Genomic DNA, 14,194 nt, shown 5'->3' with positions numbered 1-14,194 from the left:
CTGTTCTTTTTTTGCAAACCTTATCGGCAGAAGATGTGGCGGCCGATCTTTTTGATTTGCGGACGGCTCCAAATCCAACCGGACGTAGCCGTATCCGGGTTGAAGTAGTAGATTGCCCCTCCGGTCGGGTCCCAACCTTTCAAGGCGTCGTTGACCGCTTTTTTCGACTGCTCGTTTGGCGTCAGCCAAATTTGCCCGTCTGCTACAGCGGTGAAAGCGCGCGGCTCGAAGATCACCCCGGCAGGTGTGTTCGGGAAGGCGGGGTTTTTCGTCCGGTTCAAAATGACCGCTGCCACCGCTACCTGCCCGATGTACGGCTCACCGCGGGCTTCCCCGTAAACCGCATTTGCCATCAGGCGCAGGTCGTTGGCCGAGATGTTGGCGGCGTGGTACGTCTCTTTTTTCGGACTGCTCGGCGCCGCAGGTGCGCTCGGAGTTGATGGCGACACGCCCAAGTCTGCCGCGGTCGGCTTGTAGTTTTTCGTAGCGTTGTACAGCTTCAATTTCGTTTTCGCTCCGAGCACGCCGTCAACAGGCAGTCCGAACTCGTACTGGAAGTTGCGCAGTGCCCAGTACGAACGCCAGCCGAAGATCCCGTCTACCGTCCCGGTATAAAATCCGAGGTGCTTCAGGCGATACTGCATTTCCCGGACGTCGCTCCCTTCTGCGCCCACTTTGACGATTTGCTGGCTGAACGCATCGGAGCGCATGGGAGAGATCATGATCGCGGTTGTGACAACGAGCGCTATTGCTGCCAGTGCTATCAGCCATTTCACAGGCTGCTTCATTTTTGCTCCTCCTTTGGAAATGTGCTAATCAACTGATGATAATTGTTAGGTTCTCCAACTTTCTACACAACGCCCTAGTAAAATACTGGAGAATGCGTACACTACCATTGACTTTTTCATGGCTGTAGATTGAATGGAGGAGTAGCAAATGAGAGTGGCGCAATACGTGACGAAACAACTGGCAGAGTGGGGCGTAAAACGCGTCTACGGCGTGGCCGGGGACGGCATTTTCGCCTGGCTGGACGCGCTGGGGAAACAGTCGGAGATTCAGTACATTTCGTGCCGGCACGAGTCTGCGGCGGCGATGATGGCGAGCGCCGAAGCGAAGCTGACGGGCAAGCCGGCCGTGTGCGCAGCGACGATGGGACCGGGCTTCGTCAACCTGCTGAACGGGCTGGCGGATGCGCATACAGATCGCGTTCCCGTCATCGCTATCGCCGGACAGGTCGAGACGCACAAGCTGGGCGGGGGCTACAAGCAGTTTGTCGCCCAGGAAGACATGATTCGGCCGATCAGCGCCTACCAGACGACCGTCAGTCACCCGGACGCCGTGGGCGAAGCTTTGCACCGCGCCTTCGTGACGGCTGCCCAGCAAAAAGGCGTGGCGCATCTGGCGATTTGCAAGGACGTGTTTGCGCAAAAAACGAAAGCGGTCGTGCTGCCGCAACTGCCGCGCATCCCGCGCGTGCTCGGCGACCGGGTGGAGATCGAATCCGCCGCAGAACAGATCATGCGTGCGAAAGCGCCGCTCATCCTGCTTGGCACAGGAGCGCGTCCGGCGGCAGCTTTGTGTTTACGGTTCGTGGAGCAGTTGGGCGCAGGAATTTTGTTGTCGCTCGGGGCAAAAGGGGCCATCGACGAGTCGCATCGCCTGGTGCTCGGCGGCTTGGGCGAAGGCGGCAGCGAGGCTTCCCTGCAAGCGCTGGAAAAGGCCGATTTGCTCGTCATTTTGGGCGCAAGCTGGTTTCCGAAGGAGTTCATTCCGAAGCAGTTGCCGATCATCCAGGTCGATCACGCGGCGGCATCCATGCATGCGCATTCGCAGCTTCTGCCTGTCACGGCCGATCTGCTGGACGTCCTGCCGATGTGGAGCCACCGTTTAAAAACCCGTCCGCCAGGCGATGCTTGGGAGAAGAGCGTAGAGAGCTGGCATGCTCGGTTTTGGGCGGAAAACGCAAAGCGCAGTCAGGCGCAGTCGCCTGACGAGGCAGTGAGGCCGGAAAGCTTGATGCACACATTGGGCGAGGTGGTGGCAGACGATGCGATTGTCGCGCTCGATACCGGCGAGCATACGATCTGGTTCAATCGCGCGTTTCGCGCAAGCAGACAGCAGCCGCTCTTTTCCGGGAAGTGGCGCACGATGGGCTTCGGTTTGCCAGCGGCGATTGCGGCCAAGCTCGCTTTTCCGGGCAGGCAAGTGGTCTGCATAACCGGAGACGGCGGCCTGCAAATGAATCTCGCGGAGCTGATGACGGCAGCCGAACAGCAACTCGCGATCACGGTCGTGGTCGTGAACAACCGGACGCTCGGTTTGGAAGAACTGAAAATGCAGCAGGAAGGGTTTCGCCCGTTTGGCGTGCAACTGCACAACCCGGATTTTGCCCTGTGGGCCAAGGCGTGCGGGGTGGACTCCCAGGTGGTGCGCACGGGTGCGGCCTTGGAGCCTGTCTTGCGGCAAGCGCTCACGGGCGAGCGCTTGACATTGCTTGACATCCATTGCACAGCGCCGACATTATCCGAGAGAAAAAAACAAATTCCCTTCCAAGCCCAAGCATGAGTTGTTTATAATGAAAGAAAACTCAGATAAAACGGGGGAGCAGATATCATTCGGTCGAAGAGGAGGGCATCCTGATGGCTGACAGACTTGGCGAGATCAGAGTGGCCGATCAAGTAATCGCGATCATTGCTGCCGTAGCCGTGGAGGAAGTGCTGGACGTTACGGTGCGGTCGGGTGGGCTGTATCAGGACTTGGCGAAAAAGCTGAATGGCGGGGCGAAAGGAATCACCGTGGCGGTCACAGAGGACAGAGTCATCGTCGACATGCGCGTGTCAGTCCGCTATGGCGCGCAAATTCATCGCGTGTGCCACACGTTGCAGGAAAAGGTGAAGGAAGCCGTCGAGAGCTTGACCGGACTGTTTGTGGAAGCGGTCAATGTGCGTGTAGAGACAATCGAGCTTGGCAAATGAAAACGACCTGCGCATCGGCAGGCCGTTTTTTTGCTTCTGGGCAAAGCGAGATGCTACATTGAATAAGGCTGCTTCTTGAGCTGCTCCTCCAGCTTCTGGCGGCTGACCTCGCGCGACACGCTCAGCAAAAAGCCTGTCGAGATCAAGCAAACGAGCAAGGAAGAGCCCCCGTAGCTGATGAAAGGAAGAGGTACGCCCGTGAGCGGAATCAGTCCTGTCACGCCGCCGATGTTTAAGATCGCTTGCAGGGCAATCATGCTGACGACCCCGATCCCGGCCAGGCTGGCAAAGGTGTCCTTGACGCGCAGACATATGTGGATGCCGCGCAACAGGAACAGCAGGTAGACCAGCAGGAACAGAGAAGAACCGATAAACCCAAGCTCCTCCGTAATGATGGAGAAAATGAAGTCGGTGTGCATCTCCGGCAAGTACAAATACTTTTGGATGCTCTTCCCGAAGCCCGTCCCGGACAGTCCTCCGTGGGCGATGGCAATCCACGACTGAATGATGTTGTACCCGGTTCCGCTCGGATCGTTCCATGGATTGATGTAGGAGTTAATGCGATTCAAGGCATGCGGCTTCAACGTGATGTATCCGAGAAAAGCCACGGTCACAACCGGGCCGCCGAGGCCAATCAGGTGACGAAGTCTCGCTCCGCCGCAGATCATCACGATCAAGGCGCTGCCCAGAAGAATGGCGGCTGACCCAAGATCGGGCTGCACGACAATCAGGAGGAAAAACAAACCGGTAACCATGAGCGGGGGAAGCAAACCAGACTGGAGTTTGCGTACCCCCTCTCCTTTTTTCGCGAGAATCGCCGCCAGGTACAAGATCAGACCTAGCTTGGCGAACTCTGCGGGCTGCAGGCTGGATGATCCGATCCTGAACCACGAACGCGCTCCTTTCACATCCTCCCCGATTCCCGGAATCAGCACGAGCACAAGCATGATGAAGCTTCCTAACGCAATCAGCAAGAAATTGCGCTTGTAAAAGGAGAAGGGAATATTCATGGCGACCAGCATGCCGACGATTCCGATCAGCAGGAAGCGGATTTGCCGCTTCACGAAATACAGCTCGTCCCCGTTGCAATAAGAGCAGCCATTGCTAGTGAAGCTGGTCAGGGCGAAAATGGAGCTTGCACTAAGCACCATGGTAATACCAAACCCGACGATCAGGGCGGTTAAAAACAGGAGCAGGAAGTCAGGTACGCCCCTAGTCTTCACGGTAATACCCCCTTCTACGTGAAACAGAGAGGGGATACCTCTCTGTACCGCAGTGCGTTTTCATTTGGAATTAGTGCGAGGAAAGCTTTTCGCCAAGCATTTGCAGCTTGAGCTTCGCCGTTTTGACAACGGATTCAGGCATCGGATAGTCGTAATCCAGTCCGTGCGGGAAAAGGTGTTTGCCCATGTACGGATCTTCCAGCTTCAGGACGGCATGGGTGTCTTCCAGCTTGCCTTCGATCACGTTTGCTTCGATGCGCAGGTAGAAGACGTTTCCTTTATCTTGGATCTTATAATCGTATGTAGCGTGCTTGTAATCCCAGGCGCCACGATCAAAGCCAAGCTCGCTCATGTAATGCTCCAGATCGGCGAAAAAGACTTCTTTCGTGCTAAGCCCAGTGTCCTTGATAACCATTCTTTTTCCTCCTACAAATGGTGAGATTTTCACTTATTAATGATAGTCTGTTTTTGGAAGAAGCGCAATGCATAACTCCATTTCGGCCGCGACCTTAGCTTGCCCTTTCTCGCGAATGAAAGGATAGCGGAGAGGACAAACTACAATCGTTCAATTAGCAAAAGGAGGAGAACGAAATGGCCAAAGTGGAAAACCGTACCCTGCGCGAAATTATGACCAAAGATGTCGCAACCGTGACGCTTAAGGATAATGTGTACGAAGTAGCTTGCAAAATGCGTGACTGGAACGTAGGCGTCATCCCTGTCGTCGACGAAAAGAACGACGTCATCGGGATCATCACCGACCGCGATATCGTCATTCGCGGACTTGCGGAAAAGCATGAAGGCTCCACGGCGACAGAAGTAGTCATGACCAAGGACATCATTCTCGGCCAGCCGGGCATGACAGTCGATGAAGCGGCGAAGATCATGGCCCAGCACCAAATCCGCCGCCTGCCTGTGGTGGAAAACGGCAAGCTCGTCGGCATTGTCGCCCTCGCAGACATGGCGATCCGGCAAGTGCACCACGACGAGGCGAGCGACGCGCTCCAAGAAATTTCCGAGCCTGCTCATCACTAATGGCTGCCTGAACCAAAAGCACGCATGAAAAGCTGCCGGAAGCAACGCCGGGCAGCTTTTTCGTTTTTTCTCTGTACATTGACGCAGCGGTAAGGTATATGATACCGATAAAGAAGCTGACAGGGAGAGACACGCATGCTGATTAAGGACATGGCGCGCAGGCTGCAAATCACGCCGCGAGCCATTCGCTATTATGAGGAAAAAGGGCTGATCCGGCCGGCGAAGGCAGGTGATTCCGGATATCGCCAGTTTACCGAAGAAGATGTTTGGCGGCTGCAAACGATCATGACGCTGCGCGAGGTCGGAATGTCGATTGACGATATTCGCGAGCTGCTGGCGCAGATGAAGGAGCACGAAGGTACCTTGCTGCATTACCTGGAACTGCAGCGCTCTTTCATGTACACGAGATGGGTGGAGATGGCCAAAGTCATCCAGACGACGGAGGCGATGATCGAGCGCATCGGCAACAGCCAGACGATCGACCCGGGCGAGCTGTTCGAGCTGGCAGAAGCGAACAAACGGCTGCGGCAAACGCGCGACAACTGGGTGGATCGCTGGAATTTCAACCAGATGGCAGACAGTTACGACGAGTGGGTGCAGCGAGAGTCGCAAAGCACGAACGCCCATCAAGCGTACGAGCGGGTGCTGGATGAAGTCGTCGCCGCGCTCGGTCCCGTGAAAGGCGAGAGCGGGCTGGACGCAGGCACAGGCACGGGCAACCTGGCGAGCCGTCTCGTCCGCCAGGGGGCGAGCATGAGCGGCTTCGACCAGTCGCCGCAAATGTTGAAGCGCTGCCGGAGCAAGCTGCCCGGGATGGAGACGAAGCTCGGAACCTTTTTCGCCTTTCCGTTTCTCGAGGATCGCTTTGACTTTGTGGCGACGAGCTATGCGCTGCACCTTCTCGATGACGACCAGAAGCTGCTCGCGCTCGCCGAATGCCGCCGGGTGCTGAAGCCGGGGGGACGCCTGGCGATCGCGGATTTGATGTTTGTGGACGAGGCTGCCAGACAGGCGCATCTCGCTGCATTGGCCCGAGACGGGAAGAACGAGGCGATTGCGCAAATTGAGGACCGCTTTTACGCCGACCGCTCGCGGCTGCTCCGGGAGCTTGCGGCGCTCGGATTCGCCGCAGAGGCGCGACAGCTCACCACGTACACGCATCTGATCGTCGCGAGGCTGAAATAAGAAGAACATTCCTTTACTTTTGGGCTCTTCCAAACGCTGACACGTGCCTAGCCTTCTGCATAGGCTGTAGCGAGAAGGAAAGGAGGACTCCACTATGGGTCTGTTCGATAGCTTTTTTGATCGCGATAACGAGGAGTTTCTGTGGATTATCATTGTCGTGGTCGTTCTGCTGTTCTTGTTTAGCGCCGATCGTGACTAAGTCTGTACGTATAGACAAAACGACCTTGTGGAAGGTCGTTTTTTCGGTTTAGGCGAAAAAAACTTCTGTCGCCAGAATCTGTTCTTTTGGCGGGGCTTCACGCAAAGCCGCGTGCGGAACGAGCGAAAAGACGAGGCCGTCAAGCTGCGCAGGCAGCGGCGGACTTACGAAACACATAGCACATGTGCGAGTGTTTTTCTTTTGTTATTCATCGTTGAAGTTTGTTTTTTATACTGATACAATGACCCTATGGGACAAGAATATAGACGTACAGCTACCACAGTATCTCTCATCCACTATCATTTTGTTTTCTGCCCTCGTTATCGAAGAAAAGTATTAGTGAACCAGGTGGAAATTCGATTCAAGGAACTACTTGAAAAAATATGTCAAGAGAATGACTGGCATATAGTAGCCATGGAAGTGATGCCAGATCATGTCTATCTGCTCCTGAACTGTCTTCCCACCGATTCTCCATCAGACATCATGGCAAAAGTGAAAGGAGTGACCTCTCGAATCATAAGGCAGGAGTTCAAGCATCTTGCTCATTTGCCGAGTCTGTGGACACGCTCTTTTTTCGTAAGTACAGCAGGAAACGTATCAAGCGAAACCGTAAAGCGTTATGTGGAAGAACAAAAGAAAAGGGGGTGAACACATGCAAGCTTTAACGGTTACGGTTCGCCTATCTCCTGATCACCAGATCTTCTTCGTCATTTAGGAAAGGAATATATTCGTGTAGTCAATCAGCTAACGGAACAAGCTGAACAACTTGGTACGTTTCCAAAGACAACGACGAAAAATGTAGAAACCATTCTACCATCAGCCGTCTGTAATCAAGCCATACGTGATGCCAAGAGTGTATACCGAAAAATCAAGAAGTTGGGTACTCGCCCCATTCTGAAAAAACCTGTCTATTTCGTCAACAATCAAAACTACACGGTATCCGAAAATACAGTTGCTTTCCCGATCGTGGTAGATGGAAAGACGAAGAAAACAGCGTTTGATGCTAGGATGACGAGCCGAGATCGGGAACGGTTACGCAAAGGAAAATGTGGGTTGATGCGTATCATGGAAAAGTCAGGGAAATGGTACGCTCAAATTTCGGTAGGCTTCAGCAATTCATCTCCTGCAAAGCAAATCTTGTTGGGATACAAGTTGTGGAAGTGAATCCAGCCTATACTTCTCAACTCTTTCCTGTCTGTGGGGAGAAGAACAAAGCGAGAGACAGAAAGTACGAATGTTCATGAGGATTCAACACGCATCGTGATCGGGTTGGAGCCATCAATATCATGCGTCAACCTGTGGCAGATGGTAACAGTCTGTCAGCCTAAGATGCTAGACGCACTGTCTTAGGACGGGCTGATGAGACAGCCCTGAACTTGGGGGAACTACGGATAGCAGAAATGCACTTCCGACTACCACCCAAGAATCCCATTGGTACCAAAGGTGTCAGCTTGCCCCTTTAGGAGTGGGAATCTCAATAATCTGAGAATCAATGCAACAAAGAAGAGGAGAAGAATCAATGAAACCAATCGTACTTTACTTGTTCGCTCTGGCGCTTCTCTTGGCCGCCTGTTCCGCTTCGGGACAGCCCGAGGCAAACGGGGAGATGACCGCTACGGTCAAACGGGTGGTGGACGGCGACACGTTTGAGCTGGCGAGCGGGGAAAAGGTGAGAATGATTGGAGTCGACACGCCGGAGACGGTCAAGCCTAACCATCCGGTCGAGCCATATGGCAAGGAAGCCAGCAACTACACCAAAGAGCTTTTGACAGGGAAAAAAGTGACGCTCAAGTTTGACGTGGAGCCGTACGACAAATATCAGCGGCTGCTCGCTTATGTGTATATGGAAGACGGGACGTTCGTCAATGAAAAGCTGGTGCGGGACGGCTACGCGCGCATCATGACGATTCCGCCGAATGTCGCCAAGGCCGATGTGTTTCTGGCAGCGGAGCGCGAGGCGCGGGAAGCCAATCGCGGGCTGTGGGGCCTAGATCCTGACGGCAAGGACGCGGGCAAAAAGCCAGCGGACAAAAAATCAGCAGACAAAGAAACGGGCAAGTCCGCCGCGAAGCCTGGCAAACCAACGGACAGTGACCGCGATACGCCGCCAGAAGGCAAAGCGATCAAAGGCAACATCAACGCCAAGGGCGAAAAAATTTATCACGTCCCCGGCTCCGCCAGCTACGAGCAGACGAAGGCCGAGATGTGGTTCGCAACAGAAGAAGAGGCGCAAGCTGCCGGGTTTCGCGCTCCCAAACGCTAGGCGGGTTTGCTGTCTGCGAGGGGCTGCCGGAGCGAGCGGATGTCCCCGACCATCCAGCAAGGCGCCCGAAGAGAGGCAAGAGCAGTTCGCCGACATACCGCATGAGCGGGGCGCTGGATGAAGCGCATTTCTGATTCGTTTGCCGACAGGGAAGGTGGGGAATTTTTATGAACGTGATTATTGTGGATGACGAGCCGCTTGCTCTTCGCCGTATGGCCCGGATGCTCGCGCGCGTGGGCGGTCTGAACATTCAGGGGCAGTACCGGGAGCCGCGGATGGCTCTGGATAAAATCGTCCAAGCACCCCCGCAGGCCGTGTTTCTCGACATCCAGATGCCTGAGCGAAACGGAATCGAATTGGCCGAACGAATTTTGCAGGAGCATCCGGATACCGCGATCATCTTCGTCACCGCCTACGATGAATACGCGATCAAGGCATTCGAGCTGAACGCCTTGGACTATTTGTTAAAGCCGATTCAGTACGACCGCCTGTAAAAAACGATCGAGCGGCTTTTCAAAAGCAGGCCGCCTCAGCCAGCGAGCGTCCTGCAGGCTGGGACTGGCTTCCTTCGCTGTTTTCGCTCCTTGCAAATGGAGCAGGCTGGAAGAGAGCAGGTGACGATTCGCTGGAAAACGGTCAAGGGGCAGGAAGTATTCGCCTTTTTGCTGCATCACAGGGGAACGGTCGTCAAAAAGCAGGTGCTGCTCGACCAGCTCTGGCCGGACATCGACTGGAAGAAAGGCATTACGCAGCTCTATACGACCGTGTACCCAATCAGAAAAATATTGAATGAAGAAGGACTGGCGATCCAGATTGTAAATTGTGATGAAGGATATTTGTTGGAGATGAACGGAACGAGGCTGGACGTGTCTGAATGGGAAGCAGCGCTCGACGGCGCGCCGGAGCTGACTGGCGAAACCGTGGACGGGCATTTGCGGCTGTCGCAGCAATACAGGGGAGACTATTTGGCGGACCACCATTACCGATGGGCGGAAACAGAACGAAGCCGGCTTCGCGGAAAATTTTTGCAGCATGCCCATCGCCTCGCCCGGTGCCGAAGTACTATATCCATCGGCATATTGCCCAGATCGGCTTGCACATTCCAAAAGAAGAGCGGGAGAAAACAAAAAAGCTGTTTTACGAGGCTTCCGGCGACTTGCCGAACAGCTTTGAAACGCGTTGGCTGCATCCGGACGGGAGAAGCATCGAGCTGAGCGTCATGAAGGTTCCCGTCGACATCGCGGGAGAATTGATGGGGACGCACATCATCATCAAAGACATCACGGAAGAAATTGACCGCTCGTTCATTACCGATATTTCGCAAAGCCAAAACGACCGGGCAATCGTGTCCACGATCATCGCCATGGCGCAAAACCTCAAGCTCGACGTCATTGCGGAAGGGATCGAGACGAAAGACCAACTGGACATTTTGACGGAGAATGACTGCAAAAATCCAGGGCTACTACTTCGCCTGCCCCCTGTCAGCGGACGATGTGGAGAAAATGTTTTTCATGCCTTCGCGCCTTCTGGACAGTCGCAAGTAGCTGGGCTGGCAGGCGGCTTCTTTTCAGCGGCAAAAACTTCGACGAGGGCGTTTGCCGTGCGCTTTGGGCCAACCTGTGATTTCGGGTTGGCCTCGATTTTTACGGGGCGAAGGTTGTGGGCAGAAAAGTGGGAAGATTTTTATTACAGACGGTTGACAAACCAAAAATTCTGTTATTAAATAATGGCGAAAGCGCTTTAATTAACAATCAACAACGAAATGTCAAAAGAGGGCCTCCCAGATGGCGAATGCATTTTTTTCTAATCACGTCACAATTCCTTCTGTCAGGGACCTGCGCCATTTTCAGTTTGCATTGCAGAGTGAGGCGCCCATCATCCTGCTCTCGGATGTCCATATCGGCAATCTGAAGAGCTTGACGCAAAAGTGCCACGAAGCGCGGAAAAAAGTGATTGTGCACGTAGACTTGATCGGCGGGTTGAACAAAGACCAAATCGGCATCAAGCTGCTCAAAGATTTGTTTCAGGTGGACGGACTCATCTCCCCGAATGCCAAGATCGTCAATCGGGCAAAAGATGTCGGCCTGATCGGGATTCATCGCTTCTTTTTGCTCGACTCGCGCTCGCTGGAAAACGGCTTGAGAGGTCTTGAAATGAGCGAACTCGATGCGATCGAGATTCTTCCCGGCCCGTTCGCCAAACCGTTTCTCAACCAGTTTCGGGCGGTCAAAAATGTGCCGATTCTCGCGGGCGGTTTTATCGATTCGGTGGAAGTGATCCACGAGCTGTTCGACGCCGGGATTAACGGCGTGACGACGAGCAAGCGGGATTTGTGGAATACAATGTACAACAAAATACAGTAACGGGTTATGTGTAGATGCGAAACCCTACAGAGAGTTAGTGCGAAAAGGCGCTAGCTCTGTGTAGGGTTTTTTGTTTGCGAAAAAGGAGGTGGTGCACCCGACGAGTGCTGCTTGTGCAAGCCAAAAAACAAATGGGGGAGGCAAACGTAAATGGCGGTTATTCAATTTTTGATTCAGCTTGGTCCAGCAGTCATGATGCCGATTATTTTCTTTATTCTGGCGATGATCTTTCGGGTGAGAGTCGGGCAAGGCTTCAAAGCATCCATGCTGGTAGGCATCGGGTTTGTCGGGATCAACCTCGTCATCGGCCTGTTGCTCGGAACGCTCGGACCGGCAGCAGAAGCGATGGTCAGCCGCTTTGGCCTGTCGCTGACGGTCGTAGACCCGGGCTGGCCGGTCGGAGCGACGATTGGCTGGGGGACGCCGATTGTTCCGTTTGTTGTGTTTAGTGCCGTAATTTTGAATATTTTGCTGCTTATGTTTAAATGGACGAAAACGGTCAACATCGACATTTTCAACTACTGGCACTTCATGCTGACCGGGGGCGTCGTCTACGCGGCGACCAACAGTGTCGTGGTCGGAACGATTGCGGCGCTGATCCACTTTTTGATTGCCATCGTGATCGCAGACGTCACCGCCCCGCGAATCCAAAAGGAATTTGATCTGAAAGGCGTCTCGTTCGCGCATGCCACTTCGGCCATTTACGTGCCGATCGGGATGGCAGTGAACTGGATCATCGAAAAAATTCCGGGCCTGCGGACGATCAAAGCCGATCCGGAAGAAATCACCAAAAAATACGGAGTGATGGGCGAGCCGCTCACCTTGGGGACGATTCTCGGCGTTCTGCTCGGGATATTGGCGGGCTTCGGGATTGCCGAAATTTTGACGCTCGGTGTAAAAGTGGCGGCGGTCATGGTGCTGCTGCCTGCGATGATTAACGTGCTGGTGGAAGGGTTGGAAATCGTGCGCAAAGCAGCGGAGGCGTTTTTGAAACAGCGGTTCCCGGACCGGGAGTTTTACATTGGTCTGGACACGGCCTTGCTGATCGGAAACCCTGCCGTGCTCGCCACTGGCTTGCTGCTGATCCCGGGTGCTTTGATCCTCGCCATCCTGCTTCCGGGCAACAAGGTGCTGCCGTTCGTGGACTTGGCGTCGCTCGTGTTTTTGATTCCGATGGCGGCTCCGTATTTGCAAAAAAACCTCGTCCGCCTGTTTATTTCGGGGCTGGTCATGGTCGCGCTCGTCCTCTATGCCGGAACGAGCATCGCCCCGCTGTACACGACCGCGGCCAATCTGGTGAACGTCTCGCTGCCGGAAGGAGTCAGCGCCACGACAGAACTGGCTAACCTGGTCGGCGGAGCAACGACGCCGCTTGGTTGGCTGCTCATCAAGCTGGCCTCAATTTTTGCATGAAACCGTTAAGGGGGAGAGAACGTGGCACAATTTTTGATTGGCATTGACAATGGGGGAACGGTCACGAAAGCAGCGGTGTACACCATCGACGGTCGGGAGGTAGCTGTCTCCAGCCGGAAAACGGCCATGCTGATGCCGCAGCCCGGACATACCGAGCGAGACATGGAGGAGCTGTGGAAAGCCAATGTGGCCGTAATTTCCGATGTGCTCAGGCAATCGGGCATTGATCCGCACGACGTGGCGGGATTGGCAGTGACCGGACACGGAAACGGACTGTACCTCGTCGACGGCGAAGGGCAGGCGGTCGGAAACGGAATCGTCTCGACGGATACGCGCGCCAAGCATCTGGTCGAGCAGTGGTACGCGGACGGAACGGCGGAGCGCGTCCTGCCGAAGACGATGCAATCGATTTGGGCTGGTCAGCCGGTCGCGTTGCTGCGTTGGCTGCAGGAGCATCGAGGCGAGCTGCTCGAAAAAGCGCGCTGGATTCTGATGTGCAAAGACTTTATCCGCTATCGGCTGACGGGGGAAGCGTACGCCGAAGTGACCGATCTTTCCGGCACGAACCTGTTCAACATTAAAGAAGTCGCTTACGACCGCGAACTGCTTGCCGATTTTGGCTTGCAAGGAATCTTCGACAAGCTGCCCCCGGTGAAATACTCCGCCGACATTTGCGGCTATGTGACGGAGCAGGCGGCGCGGGAAACGGGGCTTGCCGTGGGCACACCGGTGGCTGGAGGACTGTTCGACATCGACGCCTCCGCGATTGCCTCGGGCGTGACGGACGAAGACAAACTGTGCGTCGTCGCGGGGACGTGGAGCATCAACGAGTACATCACGAAGGAGCCAGTGGTGGACAAAGACTTGTTCATGACCTCCATCTACTGCATCCCCGGCTATTGGCTGACGCTGGAGGGTAGTCCGACCTCGGCGAGCAACCTGGAGTGGTTCACCAACGAGTTTTTCAGCCAGGAGCACGACGCGGCCGCCAAGCAGGGCATCAGCGTGTATGAGCTTTGCAACCAGATGGTCGCAGGCACGAAGCCCGAGGATTCGCATATCGTCTTCTTCCCGTTTTTGTTCGGCTCCAATGTGGATGCCAACGCCAAGGCGTGCTTTATCGGCCTGAACGGTTGGCATACGAAAGCGCATATGGTCAGAGCCTTGTACGAAGGAGTCGTTTTCGGCCATCGCCAGCACATCGACAAGCTGCTCGTTCACCGCTCCCGGCCAAAAGCTGTGCGTCTCGCTGGCGGGGCCACGAGGTCGGAGGAATGGATGCAGATGTTCGCAGACATTTTGCAGTTGCCCGTCGAGGTGGTGGAAGGAACAGAGCAAGGCACGCTCGGGGCCTCCATCTGCGCCGGGGTCGCGACGAAGCATTTCGCGTCGTTTTCCGAAGCGGCGCAGTCGATGGTGAAAATCAGCAAGACGTACACGCCAAACGAACAGCATCAGGCCATTTACGAGCAGAAGTACCAAGCGTATTTGGAAGTGCTGGAAGCGTTGCAGCCACTGTGGAAAAAACTTTCGTGAAGGAT

At 54.7% G+C, this 14,194-nt stretch carries 15 protein-coding genes and 1 pseudogene; 12 read left to right on the top strand and 4 right to left on the bottom strand.

Annotation, left to right across the window (positions count from 1 at the left end; all coding sequences use genetic code 11):
* Positions 1–20 precede the first annotated feature (20 nt).
* Positions 21–788, bottom strand: coding sequence for a spore cortex-lytic enzyme (gene sleB, locus BA6348_RS17815; protein ID WP_007785218.1), 768 nt, complete (start codon positions 786–788; stop codon positions 21–23).
* Between the two features lie 148 nt (positions 789–936).
* On the opposite strand from sleB, the gene BA6348_RS17810 reads away from it, so the two are divergent.
* A complete protein-coding gene (locus tag BA6348_RS17810; RefSeq protein WP_007785220.1) occupies positions 937–2,565 on the top strand; it encodes a thiamine pyrophosphate-binding protein in 1,629 nt (542 codons plus the stop codon).
* A gap of 74 nt (positions 2,566–2,639) precedes the next feature.
* Positions 2,640–2,975, top strand: a complete 336-nt coding sequence (locus tag BA6348_RS17805) for an Asp23/Gls24 family envelope stress response protein (RefSeq protein ID WP_005827135.1) — start codon at positions 2,640–2,642, stop codon at positions 2,973–2,975.
* A 53-nt stretch (positions 2,976–3,028) separates the two neighbouring features.
* Here BA6348_RS17805 and ftsW read toward each other — a convergent pair whose 3' ends face one another.
* Positions 3,029–4,198, bottom strand: a complete 1,170-nt coding sequence (gene ftsW, locus BA6348_RS17800) for a putative lipid II flippase FtsW (protein ID WP_007785222.1) — start codon at positions 4,196–4,198, stop codon at positions 3,029–3,031.
* A gap of 70 nt (positions 4,199–4,268) precedes the next feature.
* Positions 4,269–4,613 (bottom strand): YugN family protein, encoded by a 345-nt coding sequence (locus tag BA6348_RS17795; RefSeq protein ID WP_005827140.1) that lies wholly within the window; start codon positions 4,611–4,613, stop codon positions 4,269–4,271.
* Between the two features lie 176 nt (positions 4,614–4,789).
* Between BA6348_RS17795 and BA6348_RS17790 the strand changes: the two genes are divergently transcribed.
* From BA6348_RS17790 to BA6348_RS17765, 6 genes are all read left to right on the top strand, one after another.
* Entirely contained in the window at positions 4,790–5,230 is a 441-nt protein-coding gene (locus BA6348_RS17790; protein ID WP_005827142.1) for a CBS domain-containing protein, read from the top strand.
* Positions 5,231–5,365: 135 nt separating this feature from the next.
* A complete protein-coding gene (locus BA6348_RS17785; protein ID WP_007785224.1) occupies positions 5,366–6,415 on the top strand; it encodes a MerR family transcriptional regulator in 1,050 nt (349 codons plus the stop codon).
* Between the two features lie 448 nt (positions 6,416–6,863).
* Positions 6,864–7,262 (top strand): IS200/IS605 family transposase, encoded by a 399-nt coding sequence (gene tnpA / locus BA6348_RS17780; protein ID WP_025843694.1) that lies wholly within the window; start codon positions 6,864–6,866, stop codon positions 7,260–7,262.
* Positions 7,263–7,660: 398 nt separating this feature from the next.
* Positions 7,661–7,858, top strand: a complete 198-nt coding sequence (locus tag BA6348_RS28060; RefSeq protein ID WP_371861764.1) for a zinc ribbon domain-containing protein — start codon at positions 7,661–7,663, stop codon at positions 7,856–7,858.
* A gap of 275 nt (positions 7,859–8,133) precedes the next feature.
* Positions 8,134–8,877, top strand: a complete 744-nt coding sequence (locus BA6348_RS17770; protein ID WP_026557044.1) for a thermonuclease family protein — start codon at positions 8,134–8,136, stop codon at positions 8,875–8,877.
* 167 nt (positions 8,878–9,044) lie between these two features.
* Positions 9,045–9,371: a LytR/AlgR family response regulator transcription factor gene (locus BA6348_RS17765; RefSeq protein ID WP_122953110.1), complete on the top strand. Its 327-nt coding sequence runs from the start codon at positions 9,045–9,047 to the stop codon at positions 9,369–9,371.
* Here the strand turns inward: BA6348_RS17765 and BA6348_RS27410 are convergent.
* Positions 9,342–9,911 (bottom strand): hypothetical protein, encoded by a 570-nt coding sequence (locus BA6348_RS27410; protein WP_221175369.1) that lies wholly within the window; start codon positions 9,909–9,911, stop codon positions 9,342–9,344. The genes BA6348_RS17765 and BA6348_RS27410 overlap by 30 nt on opposite strands.
* Positions 9,912–10,165: 254 nt before the next feature.
* Here BA6348_RS27410 and BA6348_RS17755 point away from each other — a divergent pair.
* The 4 genes and pseudogenes from BA6348_RS17755 to BA6348_RS17740 all read left to right on the top strand — a co-directional run.
* Positions 10,166–10,421 (top strand): annotated as a pseudogene (locus tag BA6348_RS17755) (EAL domain-containing protein); the annotation flags it as partial.
* A 240-nt stretch (positions 10,422–10,661) separates the two neighbouring features.
* Positions 10,662–11,240 (top strand): glycerol-3-phosphate responsive antiterminator, encoded by a 579-nt coding sequence (locus BA6348_RS17750; protein WP_026557046.1) that lies wholly within the window; start codon positions 10,662–10,664, stop codon positions 11,238–11,240.
* Positions 11,241–11,390: 150 nt separating this feature from the next.
* Positions 11,391–12,653: a PTS galactitol transporter subunit IIC gene (locus BA6348_RS17745; protein ID WP_005827156.1), complete on the top strand. Its 1,263-nt coding sequence runs from the start codon at positions 11,391–11,393 to the stop codon at positions 12,651–12,653.
* 21 nt (positions 12,654–12,674) lie between these two features.
* A complete protein-coding gene (locus BA6348_RS17740; RefSeq protein WP_026557047.1) occupies positions 12,675–14,189 on the top strand; it encodes an FGGY-family carbohydrate kinase in 1,515 nt (504 codons plus the stop codon).
* Positions 14,190–14,194 lie beyond the last annotated feature (5 nt).

It is taken from the genome of Brevibacillus agri (assembly GCF_004117055.1).
GTDB classification, from domain to species: domain Bacteria; phylum Bacillota; class Bacilli; order Brevibacillales; family Brevibacillaceae; genus Brevibacillus; species Brevibacillus agri.
Note: the sequence above shows the minus strand (reverse complement) of the source record. Positions and strands in the feature narration are given on the sequence as shown.